Below are 14,886 nucleotides of genomic sequence, written 5' to 3' on the forward strand. Positions count from 1 at the left end.
TGATCGGTGAATTTCCGGCGCTTCGCCATTCTCGTATCCCTTCAAAGGTTCGGGATACTCCCTAGCCGACCGTTCGATTTTCTGGGACCACGTCAATCTACGAGCTGTGCAGCTCCTGCTGGGGCATGCGAAGATGGACAGCACAGTGCGTTATCTCGGCGTCGAACTTGAGGATGCGCTGGCCATCTCGGGGAGCGTTGAGATGCAGCGGCGGCCCATTCCGGACGCTTGCCGCACCTGCTCAGATTACCCGGCACGTGGGAATCCAATCGGGAGGAGACCCGCTGCCTGCGAGGCGGTGGGCGCGCAGAAAATGAGTCCTGAAATCCAGAGCGGACAGTGTCCTTCCCGGTCCGCCCCCATTTGGAATGCAATCTGCGCAGGCGCCCGGAATTCAAAGCAAGCCGGCCTGCACGCGGCAGGCCGACAAAACTGAGTATCGTCAGTTCGAGACGTTCAGGTCGGACTGGATAGCGCCAGATCTTCAGGCAGCTCCGCTGTAGACCGGAAAGACGCTGGCGTCGCCGTAATCCCTTGCGGTGATCGCCTTGAGCGCGTCCATGTCCGCATCGGCAATCTCGAAGTCCAATTCGGCATTGGATTTCATGTGTTCGGGGTTTGCGGTCTTGGGCAGCGCCAGCAGCCCCAACTGCAGCACGTAGCGAATGCTCAGCTGCGGCACGCTCACGTCGTACTTGGCGGCGATCTCCTTGATCTCCGCGTTCTCGAGGATCTTGCCGTGGCCGATGGGGGAATAGGCCTCGACCAGCATGTCATGATCATGAGCATACGCGATCAGATCGAACGGCGTATTGCCGACATGGGCAAGAACCTGGTCGATCATGGGCTTGACCGTCGCGTTCTGAAGCAGGTTGTCGAGGTCGGCCTTCTGGAAGTTCGACACGCCGATGGAGCGGACCTGGCCGGCTTCGAGCGCCTCTTCCATCGCCTTCCACGCGGCGAGGTTGCCCTCGAAGAAGCGGTCGTGGCTGCCGAACTGGTCCCACGGCTGCGGGCTGTGGATCACGAGGAGGTCGATATAGTCGAGACCGAGCGTTTCGAGCGAACCTTCGATCGCCGACTTGGCGCCTTCGTAGTCCTTGACACCGGCGTCGAGCTTGGTCTGGACGAAAAGCTGGTCGCGCGGGACGCCGCAGGAGCGGATGCCTTCGCCTACGCCACGCTCATTGCCGTAGGCCTGCGCAGTATCGATGTGGCGATAGCCGATCTCCACGGCGGCCCGCACCGCGTCCGCTACCTTGTCATCGTCGATCATCCAGGTGCCGAGAGCCAGCTTGGGAATCTCGACTCCGTTCGGCAGGGTCTGTGTCTCTTGCAGGATCATGTCCGTCTCCTTTCGCGGTCGGGCCACTGTCGGCCCTGGTTTGTCCTTGGCAGCCGGAGCCGCCTTGCGTGACCGACAGATAAGGGCGACCGGCCTTCAGGATAATCGAAGCAGAGATCCACGCGCTCATGAGGCCTGCTCATCAAAGATCGCAATCGGGGCACGTTCACGCGAGGTGTCGAGATGACCGCGTCGCAGACGTGAAACGCCCCGCGCCGATTATCGGGCGGGGCAATCAGTGTTCGGAACGCAGTTCGATGCGGACCTTTCGGCGCTCAGCCCTGGTATTCCTCGTCCGAGACCTTCTCCATCCACGTCACAGGCGAGCCGTCGATGCTCTCCTGGATTGCGATGTGGCTCATGGCGGTGTCCGGTGCGGCGCCGTGCCAGTGCTTTTCGCCGGCCGGGAACCAGACGATGTCGCCCTGGCTGATCTCCTCGATCTCGCCGCCCTCGCGAGCCACCAGACCTCGGCCGAAGGTGACGATAAGCGTCTGTCCGGCGGGATGGGTGTGCCATGCGGTGCGCGCGCCCGGCTCGAAGGTGACGTGGGCGCCCGCGACACGTCCGGGCTCTTCGGCCTGGAACATCGGGTCGAGACGGACGGTGCCGGTAAAATAGTCCTCCGGTCCGGGGGCGGAGGCGGTCTGACCTGCGCGTGTGATCTTCATGTTGGTCTCCTTAAATACGGCCGCGCTCAGCGCAACTTGTCGAATCGATAGGTCAAAGCGGGTCCGCCCGGTTGACCGTAGGCGAGGACCGCGGTGATCATGGCGAAAGGCTCGGCATAGCGTCCGGTGCTCAGCCCACCGGCCTCAAGCGGTTCGAACCCGATATCGCCGATCAAGTCGCGGGCGACATCTTTCGCTCCGTCGTCGTCGCCATAGACGATTGAATGCGGGCGCGGTCCGGTTTCCTTGCAAGCGAAGACCGGCTCGAACGACTCCGATGGGCTGGTGTTGAAGCATGACACCCACCGCGCTTCGGGCCGCATCCGCGCCAGTTCCTCCGCGCCCGAGGTCTCGGGGCCGAGAACCAGCGCGCTGTCGTCGTCATCGAGCGGCACGCAGCAGTTCAGAACGATCTGCCCCGCAAGATCACCGGCCTGCTCCAGCACGTCCCGGATCCGCGACCAGTGAACGGCGAGCAACACCGCGTCCGCGCCATCGACCGCCTCTCGCACGGACCCCGCGGCTCCGCCGGTCTCTTTCGCAAGACGGTCCAATCTGGCGCGATCGCGGGAATAGGCAAAAGTCACGTCATGGCCGCAGGAAGCCCAGAGGCGTCCAAGCGTGGCGCCCATCCGACCCGATCCGAGAATGGCGATCTTCATGCCGGCCTCTCCCTACGTCGCATAGATTGCGGGGTCTGGCCCCACCGGTGCCGGGATCATTCGGAGCGACTCTCGAACACGTCGGCCGCCACCGGCATTGCCGAGAACACGCGCGGCCAGCCGACGTAGAACGCGAGATGCGCCAGCATCGCGCCAGCCTCTTCCTGTGTCAGGCCGTTGTCCATCGCGCGGTTCAGGTGGAACGTCATCTGCTCGGGCTGGCCTGCAGCGATCAGAGCGGCCACGGTCACGAGGCTGCGGTCGCGCGGCTCCAGCGCCGGGCGCAGCCACAGGTCGAGGAAAAGCAACTGCTCGGTATTGTCCACCACGCCCTGGCTCACGTCGCCATAGGTCGACTGGACGTTCTGCTGACGCGCATCCTCGGCCTCCTGGTCGAGCGGCAGAAGCTCGGGGGCGAGGGCCGGCAGATCGGCTTCTGTCACGCCCCTCTCTTCATAGACGGGGGCGGCAGCCTCCGCGGCGGCGACGGCGTTGCCCCATCCGGTGTAGAAGGCAAGGTGCGTGATGGTCTCGGAAATCTCGGCAGGCGTCACACCGGCGTCGAGCGCGAGCGCGATATGCTCGGACAGGCCCCCGGTCTCGTGCCGGGTGATCTTGGCCGCGACAGTCACCAGCGCACGGTCCCGCATGGACAGCGCCTCGTCGGCCCAGACGCTGCCGAAGAGATCGTCCTGTGCGTAGGCTTCGAGCTTGGGCGCGACCTGCCCCACCGCATCTGGAAGCGTGGCGCCGAGGTCCTGCGCGGAACCGGCGGTCGCGGCGAAGCCGAGGACGAGGGCGGATGCGGCAAGGTGCGTCTTCATGGAGCGTCTCCTGTCAGGCGTGTTGCTGTCACCCGTCTGACATGGGTCGCTCCGACCGATCCGTCATGGGATGCCCGGTCAAGCCATCCATGAGCGTCGCTCATCAATCATCGAGCAGGTTCCCGAAGGGCCTCCAGCACGACCTGAAACGCGGATGAAGGGCGCAGGCGGGTTGGGTAGAACAGGTGAAACCCCGGGAAAGACGGGCAATACGCTTCGAGGCACGTTCTCAGCCTCCCGTCGGCCAGCGCCCGTGTCGCCAGACGTTCGGGCACCAGCGCCAACCCGATCCCGTCGATCGCCGCTTGCATGACCGGGCCGATCGCGTTGAAGCAGGCTTGCCCCTGAACCTTCACGTTGATTTCGGTGCCGTCCGGATCCTCGAACTCCCACGCATAAAGACCGCCGTGGTTCGACAGCCGCAGGTTCACGCAGGCATGCTCCGTCAGCTCCCTTGGCACCTCGGGCACGCCCCTGTCGTCGAAATAGGACGGCGCGCCGACACAGATCATGCGCTCGTCAGGACCGATCCGCGCGGCGATCATGCCGTCGCTGACCTGATCGCCATAGCGCACGCCGGCATCGCATTGCGAGGCGGCGAGATCGGTATAGCCATAATCGTTCACCAACTCGATCCGCACCGCAGGATGCTCGCGCAGCACGGGCGCGAGCTTGGGCCAGAGCAGGGTCTCGATAGCGTAGTCCGTGGCGGAGATGCGCACGGTCCCGGTCGGCCGGTCGCGCGACTCGTTGAGCGCGAGAAGCCGCGCCTCGATTTTCTCGAAGCAGGGGTTGAGCGTCGCCAACAGGTCCTCCCCCTCGAGCGTGGGCGCGACCGACCGGGTCGTTCGGGTCAGAAGCCTGAGGCCGAGACGGGTCTCCAGCGCCTTGATGGTATGGCTCAGCGCCGATTGCGACACATTGAGACGCGCCGCGGCACGGGTGAAGCTGCGTTCTTCCGCCACCGCGGCGAGCGCGATCAGGTCGGTGATGTTTTCTCGAAGCATGTGGGCAGCGTGGACCTGCGGTTCGGGTACGATGTCCCGCTGCGATATATGCGCCGCGCTCATGTCGTCCACCGCCCGTCCCGCTGCGGTCAGCCGCCGTATTCCTCATCTGTCACGTGCTCACCCCACTCGACGGCCGAGCCGTCCACGACCTCCTGGATCGCGTAGTGGGTGACCGATGTAGTGAGGGTCGCGCCGTGCCAGTGCTCGACATCCGGCGGGCACCAGAACACGTCACCGGCCTGCATGGTTATCTTTTCGCCGCCGCGTTCCTGCGTCCAGCCGGTGCCGTGTGTAATCACCAGCTTCTGGCCGCCGGGATGCGTATGCCAGGCCGAGCGTGCGCCGGGCATGAAGGTCACTTCGCCCGCAGAGACCGAAGCCATGTCCGGATCGAAGACCGGGGCCACGTAAACGGTGCCGGTGAAGACGTCCTCGCTGCCGATCTGGCCAGCGCGGTCTTCGGCGTGGGTGATCACCATCGACTGCGCGAATGCCGCGGGAGCGGCCAGAGCGAGGGCGAGCGTAGGGGTGAGAAGTCGGGTCATTCTGGTCTTCTCCTTGATCTCAGAGGCCGCCGTGCGGCCGGATGGAGGGTCGCGCTGCGGCGCTCCCGCATCACGAGATGAGGCCGACGGGAGCTCGGATCATGGGTTTGGATCAGGATGCGCTCATGAACCGGTCTCATGAGCGGCGCTCATCGGCGTATGTCAGCCGGAGCCGATTATAAAGAGAGCGCGATGCCACTAGGTTCCTGCCATCACGAGGTAGCGGAGGCACCATGCTCGATAGACTTAGACGCATAGCAGCGCTCGGCCTCTGCGCCACACTCATCATGCGGGTCGACGCCCACGCACAGGAGAAAGCCGGAATGATCCCGATCACCGTCACCGTCGGCGAGGCCACACTTGCCGCAGCTCTGGACGATACGACCGCCGGACGCGACTTCGCCGCTCTGCTGCCGCTCGACCTCACGCTTTCGGACTACCACGGCATCGAGAAGGTCTCGGACCTGCCACGCGCGATCGACACCAGCGACGCGCCGGCCAGCTACGAGCCCTCCGCAGGCGACATCACATTCTATGCTCCCTGGGGCAATCTTGCGATCTTCTACAAGCCCTTCCAATCGTCTCGCGGGCTTGTACGCCTCGGAGCTTTCGACGGAACCGTCGACGCGCTCCTGCAGGATTCCCCATTCGAAATACGTATCGAACGCGCCGATCGACCCGAGTGAATGCGCTTGACGACAGGAGCGTCTCTCGGTCCCGCTGACCTGATACTGAACGTCCATCAGCCACGACCGGAGTCGGGTTGGTATTCACGTCGGTTGACGCCGGTTGAGCAATCGCCCGACGCACGGAGCTTTCATCTCGCTCAGCGGGGCGGGCAATTGCAGTTGTCAGTGTCCGCGAATAATCAGCCGGTGTTTGGAGGCAAAGGCGGAACGCGGTCGTTCTGTGTTGTAGTCGGCTGCCCAGGCGGTCATCACGATCCGGGCGTGTGCCAAGTCGAGAGACATGATCTCATTCAGCAGCTCGTCGCGCATCCGACCGTAGAAACGCTCCCCGAACGCGTTTTGCACTGACTTGCCTTGCTCGATAGACTGCAGGCCCACGCCGGTCCGCTCGGACCAGTCGAATACGGCCTTGCCGATGCCTTTAGGGCGTCGTCGAGGATAATCTCCTCCGCAAGGCCCATGTTAAGGGCCAGATCATCGGAAAACCGTGCCATGCGTGCACCCAGGGATCGATACATCGACAATCTGGCCGGGGCAGAACCGGCTTTGGTCTTCGACGACGGTGAACTCCCGAAACTTTCGATAGTCAGCGACTTGGTCGCATAGGACGTCCAGGGACCATCGTTGAATCGGCCGATAGTGTCCCACGGCGTGGCGTAGGAGCACCGTAAGACACTATCGGTCGCCGAGATGATGCCGTAAAGCATCCGCTTCCGGGCCTTCCTCTCTCGTCCATTCGAGGGTGGAAAATCCAAGTTCGCGATGTCCCGAACATCGCGAGAAGGTCACTTTCGGCGAAACAGTCATGCAGCAAAGTTTCCTCCGGCGATCACTCGCCTCGTGATCGGCGTTCCGTCGTGCACTTTGATGCGCATGAGATCGGCCCGTGCGCCGATCGCTATGATGCCGCGATCCGTAAGGCCCACGGACCTCGCCGGAGTGGCGCTGACCGTTGCAACCGCACGGGGCAGGTCCGACCATTCCGTGGCCAGCTGCCAAGCTGCGAGGAGCAGGCCGGACGGAACGTAGTCGGAAGAGAGGATGTCGAGCAGATCGTGGCGGGCCAGTTCGAGCGCGGAAACGTTTCCCGAATGGCTGCCGCCGCGGATGATGTTCGGTGCGCCCATCATGATTGGGATTCCATATCGGCGACAGGCTTCCGCCGCTTCGCGCGTCGTCGGAAACTCGGCGAGGGCGACACCATGCCCCGATGAGATCGCGACTTGCTCCTCCGTCGTATCGTCATGGCTGGCCAGAACCGCGCCGAGCCGTTCGGCCTCGCTGACGGCACCTGTCTCGTGCTGCGCGCCGAACCTGTCGCGCAGGTCCTTCAGCCCGGCGATATGGTTCTGGAAGCCGGTTTCATCCATTCCCCGCTTTCCCATCACGTAGGCGCGCAGCTTCGAGATGTCGCGGAACTGCCGCTGACCGGGCGTATGGTCCATCAGGCTCAGAAGGCCGACCTCGTCCTCCGGGGTGAAGGTCGCAAGCTCGTCCAGCAGCGTCTCGGAACAGATCTCGGCGCGAAGATGCAGCTTGTGGTCCGCCTTCAGGATCCCGGCCTCGCGCAGGGCTGCCATCTCGGAGGTCAGTCCGCGTGCATATTCCGCATAGGACACGCCGCCATCGGATGTGATCGAGCCGACGCGCATGGCATCGAAGACGGTGGTGATGCCGCAGCCGATCAATTCGTTGTCGTGGGCCAGCAGCGCCGCCACGTGCGGCCAGTCGACGCCGGGGCGCGGCTGGATGTGACGTTCCAGATTGTCGGTATGCAGCTCGACCAGGCCCGGAATGACATAGTCGCCCGCGCAATCTGTGGCACCTTTCGGGACATCGGTGCCTTCGCGCAGGTCGGTGATATGGGTCCCGCGCCAGAAGACCGCGCCGTGCACGATCCGGTCTTCGAGCACGAGCCTTGCATTGGCGAGGCATCCGCTTGTCACGCGGTTGTCGCGATTGGATAGGATGGAGGTGTCGAAGGGAGTAACCATGTCACGATATGCCATATATTGCCTGCCCGATGGTGCGTTCGGGCGTCAGGGTGCCGAGTGGTTGGGATGGGATGTGGCTGCCGCTCGCCACGTTGCGACCGCGGCCGCCCCTGCGGAGTGGACGGAGACACCGCGCAGGTACGGGTTTCATGCGACCCTCAAGCCCCCGTTCCGGCTGGCCGAAGGGAAGACGCTTGCAGCTCTCCATGCAGCCCTCACGACGCTGGCAGCGCAGCTCGCGCCCGCTGCGGCCGACCGTCTCGTGCCCCGGTCGCTGGGCCAGTTCGTCGCCTTCCGTCCCGAAGGCGGGAGTGATCTGCCGCGGGTCGCGGCAGCATGCGTCGAGGGCCTCGACGCCTTTCGCAGACCCGCCGAGCAGGCGGAGATCGCGCGCCGCCGCAGCGCGGGCCTGACTGCCCGGCAGGACGCGATGCTCGCGCGGTGGGGCTATCCCTACGTGTTCGAGGAGTTTCACTTCCACATCACCCTCTCTGGCCGGGTCGCGGACACGGATGCCGTCATCGCCGCGGCGCGCGCGCATTTCACGCCGCCCCAGCCGTTCCGACTGGACAGTCTCGCGCTTTGCGAGGAGCGGGATGGCGGATTTGCGCTTCTCCATCGCTACGACCTGACCGGGGAGAGCGCGTCGAGCGCATCCGTCACCGCCTGATCCAGCGTGCCGCCATTGTCGATTTCGATGATGTCGAGCCCTTCGGGCAAGGGGGCGCGATGGGCGAGGCGCGCTGCGATCTCCTCGGCCGTCTCCCGACCACGTGCGGCGAGGCGGTCGGCCAGAACCTCGGGCGGGGCGGTGATGTTGAGGACTGTCAGTCGCGGAAAAGCGTCCGCGGCGGCGACCAGACGCGACCGCGACAGGTTCGCGATCCGGGTCGCGCCGCGCTCGACCTCCTCGACCGTCGTGCCCGGAATCGCGTAGTCGAGGCCATGCGCCCGCCAGTCGAGAACGAAGGCGTTGGCGCGCTTGCGGCGCGCGAACTCTTCGCGGGTCACGCTTTCGAACGGCTCGCTGTCGCTGGGCGGGCGGGTGATGACACGGCGCACCCAGGCCAGTCCCGGATCACGGGCGATCATGCCGGCAATCACGCTGTCCTTGCCGACCCCGGACGGGCCGACGACTGCCACGAGCCGTCCCGTCATGCCGCAGCCCGTGCGAAGCTCGAAACGTCGATGACGCGGTCGCAGACCCGGTCTCGCGCCTCGATATCGTGGAAGATGCCGACAATCGCCGCGCCGCGCGCCTTCGCCTCCTCGATCAGACCCAGCACGACGTCGCGGTTGCGGGCATCGAGCGACGCGGTCGGCTCGTCGAGCAGCAGGACCGGATAGGCATGGGCGAAGCCGCGCGCGACGTTGACCCGCTGCTGCTCGCCGCCCGAGAACGTGGTAGGCGAGAGGGACCACAACCGCTCGGGCAGGTTCAGGCGGTCCAGAAGCCCTTCGGCGCGGGCCCGCGCCTCGTCGGGCGGGACGCCGACGGCGCGCAAGGGTTCCGCCACCACGTCGCGTGCCGGAACGCGGGGGACGACTCGCAGGAACTGGGACACATGCCCCAGCCGATCGGTTCGCAAAGCGGAGATCACGCGCGCAGGCGCACCGACCAATTCGGTGTCGAGGATGCGGATCGAACCCTCGCTGGCCAGATAATTGCCCGAGAGCATTCGCAGCAGGGTGGATTTGCCCGACCCGGAGTCCCCGCCGAGCGCCACGCATTCTCCCGGCGCCACGCTCAGAGCCGCGTCCTGCAACACGCCGATGCGGGCGCCGCCCTGATTGTGCAGGACGAAGGTCTTTTCCAGACCACTCACGACGATCGCGCTCATGCTGCCAGCACCGAGCTGACGAGAAGCTGCGTGTACCCATGCTGGGGATCGTCGAGCACCTGATCGGTCAGTCCCTGTTCCACGACATGTCCGTCCTTCATCACGATGAGCCTGTCGGCGAGCAGGCGGACCACGCCGATATCGTGGGTCACGACGATGGCCGCGAGCCCCATTTCGCGCACCAGGCCGCGCAGCAGGTCGAGCAGGCGCGCCTGCACCGACACGTCGAGGCCGCCGGTCGGTTCGTCCATCAGCACCAGACGCGGCGAGGTGACGAGGGCGCGCGCGATCTGGAGGCGCTGCTGCATTCCGCCCGAGAACTGCGTCGGCCTGTCATCCATGCGCGCAGGATCGATCTCCACCCGTGCGAGCCAGTCGGCAGCCGTCGCGCGGATCGAACCGTAGTGTCGCGCCCCGCCAGCCATCAGGCGCTCGCCGACATTTCCACCCGCACTCACACCCATGCGCAACCCGTCGCGGGCGTGCTGATGGACATAGGCCCAGTCCGTGCGCAGCAACCTGCGCCGCTCCGGCTCGGCCATGGCGCCGAGATCGCGGCCGGCATAGTGCATCGCGCCGCCATCGATCGGCTGGAAGCCCGCAAGCGCGCGCAGCATCGTTGTCTTGCCGGAACCGCTTTCGCCGACGACCCCGAGCACCTCGCCCGCAGCCAGGTCGAAGGTCACATCCTCGCATCCGATCCGGCGTCCGTAACGCACCGTCAGGCCCGAGACGTCGAGTAAGAGGCTCATGCCGCGTTCTCCCGCCGTGTTTCACAATAGTCGCTATCCGAGCAGACGAACATCCGTCCGCCTCGATCGTCGGTGACCACCTCGTCGAGATACACGCCCTCGGCGCCGCAAAGGGCGCAGGGATGCGGCGCATGGGAGGGATCGAAGGGATGGTCCTCGAAATCGAGGCTCACCACCTCGGTATGAGGCGGAATTGCATAGATCCGCGCTTCCCGGCCCGCGCCGAAAAGCTGGATCGCATCCATCGTCATCTTGGGATTGTCGAACTTGGGGATGGGGGACGGGTCCATCACGTAGCGCCCTTCGACCTTGACCGGATAAGCGTAGGAGGTCGCGACATGGCCGTGGCGGGCGATATCCTCGTAAAGCTTCACATGCATCAACCCGTATTCCTCGAGCGCGTGCATCTTCCGCGTCTCGGTCTCACGCGGCTCCAGAAACCGCAGGGGCTCGGGGATGGGGACCTGATAGACGAGGATCTGGCCGTCCGTGAGCGGTTCCTCGGGGATGCGGTGGCGCGTCTGGATCACGGTCGCCTCTTTGGTCCGCGTCGTCGTCTCGACCCCCGCGACCTTGGCGAAGAAGCGGCGGATCGAGACGGCGTTGGTCGTATCGTCCGCGCCCTGATCGATCACTTTCAGCACATCCTCGGGCGTGAGCACCGCAGCGGTGACCTGCACGCCCCCCGTGCCCCATCCATAGGGCATCGGCATCTCGCGGCTGGCGAACGGCACCTGATAGCCCGGAATGGCCAGCGCCTTGAGCAGCGCCCGGCGGATCATGCGCTTCGTCGGCTCATCGAGATAGGCGAAGGAATAGTCGCTCACAGCAATCCCCTTTCGGTCAAATCGGCCCGCAGGCGCGCGGCTCCACCGAAATGATGGCCCGCCATGCCCACGGCGCGCGCGCCCTCGACATTGTGCAGTCCGTCATCGACGAAGAGACATTCGGATGGTGCGAGCCCGGCGCGTTCGCAAAGCAGGTCGAAGATGGCGGCCTCGGGCTTCAGCATCCGCTCACGGCCCGACACGACGAGTGTGCCGAAGACATTGCCGAGGCGCGGGTGGACCTCGAGTCCAACGGGCCATGTCTCCGCGGACCAGTTGGTGATCGCATGGACGGGAATGCCCGACGCGGTCAGATCGTCGAGCACGTCCCAACTTCCAGTCACACGGCCCTGAACGGTGCGGGGGTAGAGCGCGGGGTAGGCGGCCAGTCGCGCGGCATCTTCGTCATCGTCGATCTCTCGTGCGAGATCCGCAAAGAGCTCTCCCCCATCGGCCCGAAGGTTGAGGGCGGCGAAACCGATGCGCTCCATGAAGGCGCGGGCGCCTTCCTCCCCCAGTTCCGCGGACCAGGCCAGATGGGGCTGCCAGTCCACCAGCACCCCGCCGATATCCCATATGACGGCGCGCACGCTCATTCCGCCGCATGCGGCATTTGCCGTGCCGCCTCCTCCGCCTCGCGCCGCAGTCGTCGGATCAATTCCAGTTCGGCCTGGAAATCGACGTAATGGGGCAGCTTGATATGTTCGAGAAAGCCCGTCGCCTGCACGTTGTCCGAATGCATCAGGACGAATTCCTCGTCCTGTGCGGGCGCGCCGACATCGTCCTCACCCAGTTCCCGCCACCGCAGCGCACGATCGACGAGCGACATGGAGATCGCCTTGCGTTCCGCCTGCCCGAAGACGAGACCATAGCCCCGCGTGAATTGCGGAGGCTCCGTCCGCGATCCGGTGAACTGATTGACGGTCTCGCATTCGGTCAGCGTGATCTCTCCCAGTTCGATGGCGAAGCCGAGCTCGGGAATGTCCATCTCCACGCTGACGGCGCCGATGCGCAACTCGCCCACGAAAGCATGGGTCCGGCCGTAACCGCGCTGGGTGGAATAGGCCATGCTGAGCAAGAAGCCCTCATCCCCGCGCGCCAGCACCTGAAGCCGGGTCGCACGGTCGGTGGGCAGATCCAGCGGTGTGCGCGTTATGTCCAGCGGTTCTCCCTCGTCGCGCGATGCCGGCTCCATGAGGCCCTCCTGGCCCAGCATCTCGGTGACACGCGGCTTGGGGGTGTCGTCCGGCGCAGCCATCTCCGCCTGCGGCGGCTCGCCCTCGGCGGCCAGCGCAAAATCGATCAAGCGGTGGGTGTAGTCGAAGGTCGGCCCCAGAACCTGACCGCCCGGCAGATCCTTGAAAGTCGCCGAGATTCGCCGGTCGCACCTCATCTGCCCCGTCTCCACGGGTCGGGTCGTTCCGAAGCGCGGCAGCGTGGTGCGATAGGCGCGGACGAGGAAGACCGCCTCGACGACGTCGCCGCGGGCCTGCTTCAACGCGAGTGCCGCGAGCTCGGGGTCGAAGAGTGCGCCCTCGCTCATCACCCGCGCGACGGCGATGGTCAGCTGCTCTGCGATCTGGTCGATACCCAGTTCGGCGACCGCCGGATCTCCCCGGCGTTCTTCCGCAAGCCAGTCATGGGCTGCATCGATGGCGGCCTCACCACCTTTGGTCGCGACATACATCAGGCCTCTCCGATCCGGGTCGAACGGGGCAGGCAGGCGAGCCTGTCCCCGCATGTGAAGATGAAGTCGAGCCCGAGCGGAAAGCCTGCAGCATTGGCCCGCAACGCGCCCGCGTCGGGCAGGCTGAGGGTGGTCTCGCCGTCGATGCCGGGCCCGGTGAGCCGTGGCCCTTCCCCCGAAAGCGTCGGGACCTCCACGACGAGCGTGGCGGACCGGTCCGGATAGTCCGACGTGCCGATGGGATAGGGGGCAAGGGGGGTCAAGGCGTCCCACGCGCCGAACGCGAATGTGCAAGCCGATTGCGTGGCGCGCGGTGCGCCGCAATGAAAGCCGATCCACTCCGCCGCGCGCACCGCCTCGCCTGCAAGATGGACCGGCGTATCCGGATCACACAGGGTCAGCGCGACCGTCGCCGCCGCCGGGGATAGCCCCGGTGCGGCCGCTGCCTGCGCCGTCACGATACGACCGGGCCGTGCCATCGCGTCGAGCAGAGCGCGGAAGGCACGAGCCCCGTCATGCGCTGGATTGCCGAAACCGCCGCCAAGATCGTTCATTCCACCTCTCCCCGCACCAACGTGAAGAAATTGACCTTCGTGGCTTCGGCCTTGGCCGCGCGCAGGCGTCGTGCCTCGGCGCGCTCCCTTTGCAACGGGGCGAGGACATCGCGCTGGATTGCACCGGCCTCGTCCCCTTGCAGCAATGCGTCGAGAAGCGCTGCAGCCTCAGCCGCGGGGCGGGACCGGCCCTGAACATGGCCATGACCGACCGCATCCCCCAGCTGCACCGAGGCGCGCGTCACCGTCATTTCACCGAGGTTGAAGGCGGCACCTGTGCCACCGGCGCGCCCACGAACCATCACCGATCCGATCTCGGGCGCCCGAAGCGTCTCGACAGGTCGGCTGAAGGGTTCGGCGAGCGTCAGGAGACGCTCGGGCGGTGCTGTTGCAAGGATCGAGAGCCATTCGCGGCGTTCCATCTCGACAACCTTTCCGATTACTAGACAACTCGACAAATTATAACGTCATGCGACGTTGAACGCCATCTGCAACGGAATGAATTTTCCATGACACTCCGGGCCCGGATAGCCGACACGAGCGTCGCGAGATTGCGGAGGGACCACGACCGTCGGGGAAGGTCCCGTTCACTCGCGCAGAGGTGCGGAAACCGTCATTACTCTCGCAACGATGGATCATTCGTTGGGTTGGCTTCCGCACTTCAGACAGTCCATCGCGGCTGCGGGAAAGATGCCGGATCGCAAGCTTCTGACGCTAGAGACCGTCTCGGCACGGTCGCAAGGTGTCAGGCGCTCGCACCCGGTCCGGGCACGCCGGTCCACACGGCGGAAGCGGTCGCAACGGCGTAGGAGTGCCGGTCGGACTGGCACTCACACGGTTTGCCAAGGACAGGATCCCGCCAACGCCCTATCACGCGTAGCGGTCGAGGAAATCGGCCGCGGACAGGGTTCGGAAATCGTCGAGCCGGGCGCGCAGCGTCTCATGGTCCCAGTCCCACCAGGCGAGCTCCATCATCCGTTCGGCAACCCCTTCGCGGTAACGGGGGCGCAGCGGAACCGCCGGGACGCCCGCCACGATCGTGTAGGGTGCCACGTCCGAAGTCACGACGGCACCGGCGGCGACGATCGCACCATGGCCGATCGTGACCTCCGGCTTGACCATCGCATGCCCTCCGATCCACGTATCGTGTCCGATCACGGCGATCCGTGAGGCGCGATGCCCGAACCAGGCCGCGTCCTTCTCGGCATCGTCCCAGTAATCTTGCGAGCGGTACAGGAAGTGATGCAGCGAGGCCTTGTCCATCGGGTGATCGGTGGCTCCGATCCGGGTAAAGGCCGCGATGTTCGAGAACTTGCCGACCCGTGCATTGGCAATGTCGGCATACCGGTCCGTGTAGGAGTAATCGCCCAGCTCGACATTTGCGAGCCGTGTACCCCGGCCCACCTCGCAATAGCGCCCGAAGGTCGTGTCGCTGATCTCGCATTCAGGGTGGAGGAACGGCGCCTCCGGCGTAAGCCGTGCCAT

General features: G+C 65.3%; 19 protein-coding genes. 2 read left to right on the forward strand and 17 right to left on the reverse strand.

The features are described from left to right. Positions 1-484: 484 nt before the first annotated feature. The 6 genes from RX333_RS03915 to RX333_RS03940 form a co-directional block, all read right to left on the reverse strand. On the reverse strand, positions 485-1,345 hold the full coding sequence (locus RX333_RS03915) for an aldo/keto reductase (RefSeq protein WP_316013611.1): 861 nt from the start codon (positions 1,343-1,345) through the stop codon (positions 485-487). Positions 1,346-1,620: 275 nt separating this feature from the next. After that, a complete protein-coding gene (locus RX333_RS03920; RefSeq protein WP_316013612.1) occupies positions 1,621-2,016 on the reverse strand; it encodes a cupin domain-containing protein in 396 nt (131 codons plus the stop codon). 26 nt (positions 2,017-2,042) lie between these two features. Then, positions 2,043-2,678 carry an NADPH-dependent F420 reductase gene (locus tag RX333_RS03925; RefSeq protein WP_316013613.1) on the reverse strand — a complete coding sequence of 212 codons (636 nt, stop codon included), beginning with the start codon at positions 2,676-2,678 and terminating at the stop codon, positions 2,043-2,045. Between the two features lie 56 nt (positions 2,679-2,734). Further along, positions 2,735-3,502: a carboxymuconolactone decarboxylase family protein gene (locus RX333_RS03930; RefSeq protein WP_316013614.1), complete on the reverse strand. Its 768-nt coding sequence runs from the start codon at positions 3,500-3,502 to the stop codon at positions 2,735-2,737. A gap of 107 nt (positions 3,503-3,609) precedes the next feature. Beyond that, positions 3,610-4,572, reverse strand: a complete 963-nt coding sequence (locus tag RX333_RS03935; protein WP_316013615.1) for a LysR family transcriptional regulator — start codon at positions 4,570-4,572, stop codon at positions 3,610-3,612. 26 nt (positions 4,573-4,598) lie between these two features. Continuing rightward, positions 4,599-5,057, reverse strand: a complete 459-nt coding sequence (locus RX333_RS03940; protein ID WP_316013616.1) for a cupin domain-containing protein — start codon at positions 5,055-5,057, stop codon at positions 4,599-4,601. 323 nt (positions 5,058-5,380) lie between these two features. On the opposite strand from RX333_RS03940, the gene RX333_RS03945 reads away from it, so the two are divergent. After that, positions 5,381-5,743 carry a cyclophilin-like fold protein gene (locus RX333_RS03945; protein ID WP_316013617.1) on the forward strand — a complete coding sequence of 121 codons (363 nt, stop codon included), beginning with the start codon at positions 5,381-5,383 and terminating at the stop codon, positions 5,741-5,743. A gap of 165 nt (positions 5,744-5,908) precedes the next feature. On the opposite strand, the gene RX333_RS03950 is transcribed toward RX333_RS03945, so the two are convergent. Both RX333_RS03950 and RX333_RS03955 read right to left on the reverse strand, forming a co-directional pair. Further along, on the reverse strand, positions 5,909-6,124 hold the full coding sequence (locus RX333_RS03950; RefSeq protein ID WP_316013618.1) for a transposase: 216 nt from the start codon (positions 6,122-6,124) through the stop codon (positions 5,909-5,911). 425 nt (positions 6,125-6,549) lie between these two features. Continuing rightward, positions 6,550-7,692 carry an alpha-D-ribose 1-methylphosphonate 5-triphosphate diphosphatase gene (locus tag RX333_RS03955; RefSeq protein ID WP_316013619.1) on the reverse strand — a complete coding sequence of 381 codons (1,143 nt, stop codon included), beginning with the start codon at positions 7,690-7,692 and terminating at the stop codon, positions 6,550-6,552. Between the two features lie 46 nt (positions 7,693-7,738). On the opposite strand from RX333_RS03955, the gene RX333_RS03960 reads away from it, so the two are divergent. Continuing rightward, positions 7,739-8,410, forward strand: coding sequence for a DUF1045 domain-containing protein (locus RX333_RS03960; protein WP_316013620.1), 672 nt, complete (start codon positions 7,739-7,741; stop codon positions 8,408-8,410). Here RX333_RS03960 and phnN read toward each other — a convergent pair. The 9 genes from phnN to RX333_RS04005 form a co-directional block, all read right to left on the reverse strand. Further along, complete coding sequence (gene phnN / locus RX333_RS03965) at positions 8,362-8,898, reverse strand: phosphonate metabolism protein/1,5-bisphosphokinase (PRPP-forming) PhnN (RefSeq protein WP_316013621.1); 537 nt, start codon at positions 8,896-8,898, stop codon at positions 8,362-8,364. The two genes, RX333_RS03960 and phnN, sit on opposite strands and share 49 nt — an antisense overlap. Beyond that, complete coding sequence (gene phnL, locus RX333_RS03970) at positions 8,895-9,581, reverse strand: phosphonate C-P lyase system protein PhnL (protein WP_316013622.1); 687 nt, start codon at positions 9,579-9,581, stop codon at positions 8,895-8,897. Before phnL ends, phnN begins: the two co-directional genes overlap by 4 nt. Then, positions 9,578-10,333, reverse strand: coding sequence for a phosphonate C-P lyase system protein PhnK (gene phnK, locus RX333_RS03975; protein WP_316013623.1), 756 nt, complete (start codon positions 10,331-10,333; stop codon positions 9,578-9,580). Before phnK ends, phnL begins: the two co-directional genes overlap by 4 nt. Continuing rightward, complete coding sequence (locus RX333_RS03980) at positions 10,330-11,160, reverse strand: alpha-D-ribose 1-methylphosphonate 5-phosphate C-P-lyase PhnJ (protein ID WP_316013624.1); 831 nt, start codon at positions 11,158-11,160, stop codon at positions 10,330-10,332. Before RX333_RS03980 ends, phnK begins: the two co-directional genes overlap by 4 nt. Next, a complete protein-coding gene (locus tag RX333_RS03985; protein WP_316013625.1) occupies positions 11,157-11,756 on the reverse strand; it encodes an HAD family phosphatase in 600 nt (199 codons plus the stop codon). The genes RX333_RS03980 and RX333_RS03985 overlap by 4 nt, the downstream gene beginning before the upstream one ends. Beyond that, positions 11,753-12,847 (reverse strand): carbon-phosphorus lyase complex subunit PhnI, encoded by a 1,095-nt coding sequence (locus RX333_RS03990; RefSeq protein ID WP_316013626.1) that lies wholly within the window; start codon positions 12,845-12,847, stop codon positions 11,753-11,755. The genes RX333_RS03985 and RX333_RS03990 overlap by 4 nt, the downstream gene beginning before the upstream one ends. After that, a complete protein-coding gene (phnH, locus tag RX333_RS03995; protein ID WP_316013627.1) occupies positions 12,847-13,401 on the reverse strand; it encodes a phosphonate C-P lyase system protein PhnH in 555 nt (184 codons plus the stop codon). The genes RX333_RS03990 and phnH overlap by 1 nt, the downstream gene beginning before the upstream one ends. Beyond that, positions 13,398-13,823: a phosphonate C-P lyase system protein PhnG gene (gene phnG / locus RX333_RS04000; RefSeq protein ID WP_316013628.1), complete on the reverse strand. Its 426-nt coding sequence runs from the start codon at positions 13,821-13,823 to the stop codon at positions 13,398-13,400. Before phnG ends, phnH begins: the two co-directional genes overlap by 4 nt. 448 nt (positions 13,824-14,271) lie before the next feature. After that, on the reverse strand, positions 14,272-14,886 hold the full coding sequence (locus RX333_RS04005; RefSeq protein WP_316013629.1) for a chloramphenicol acetyltransferase: 615 nt from the start codon (positions 14,884-14,886) through the stop codon (positions 14,272-14,274).

It is taken from the genome of Roseobacter sp. HKCCA0434 (assembly GCF_032464675.1).
Classification (GTDB): Bacteria; Pseudomonadota; Alphaproteobacteria; order Rhodobacterales; family Rhodobacteraceae; genus Pontivivens.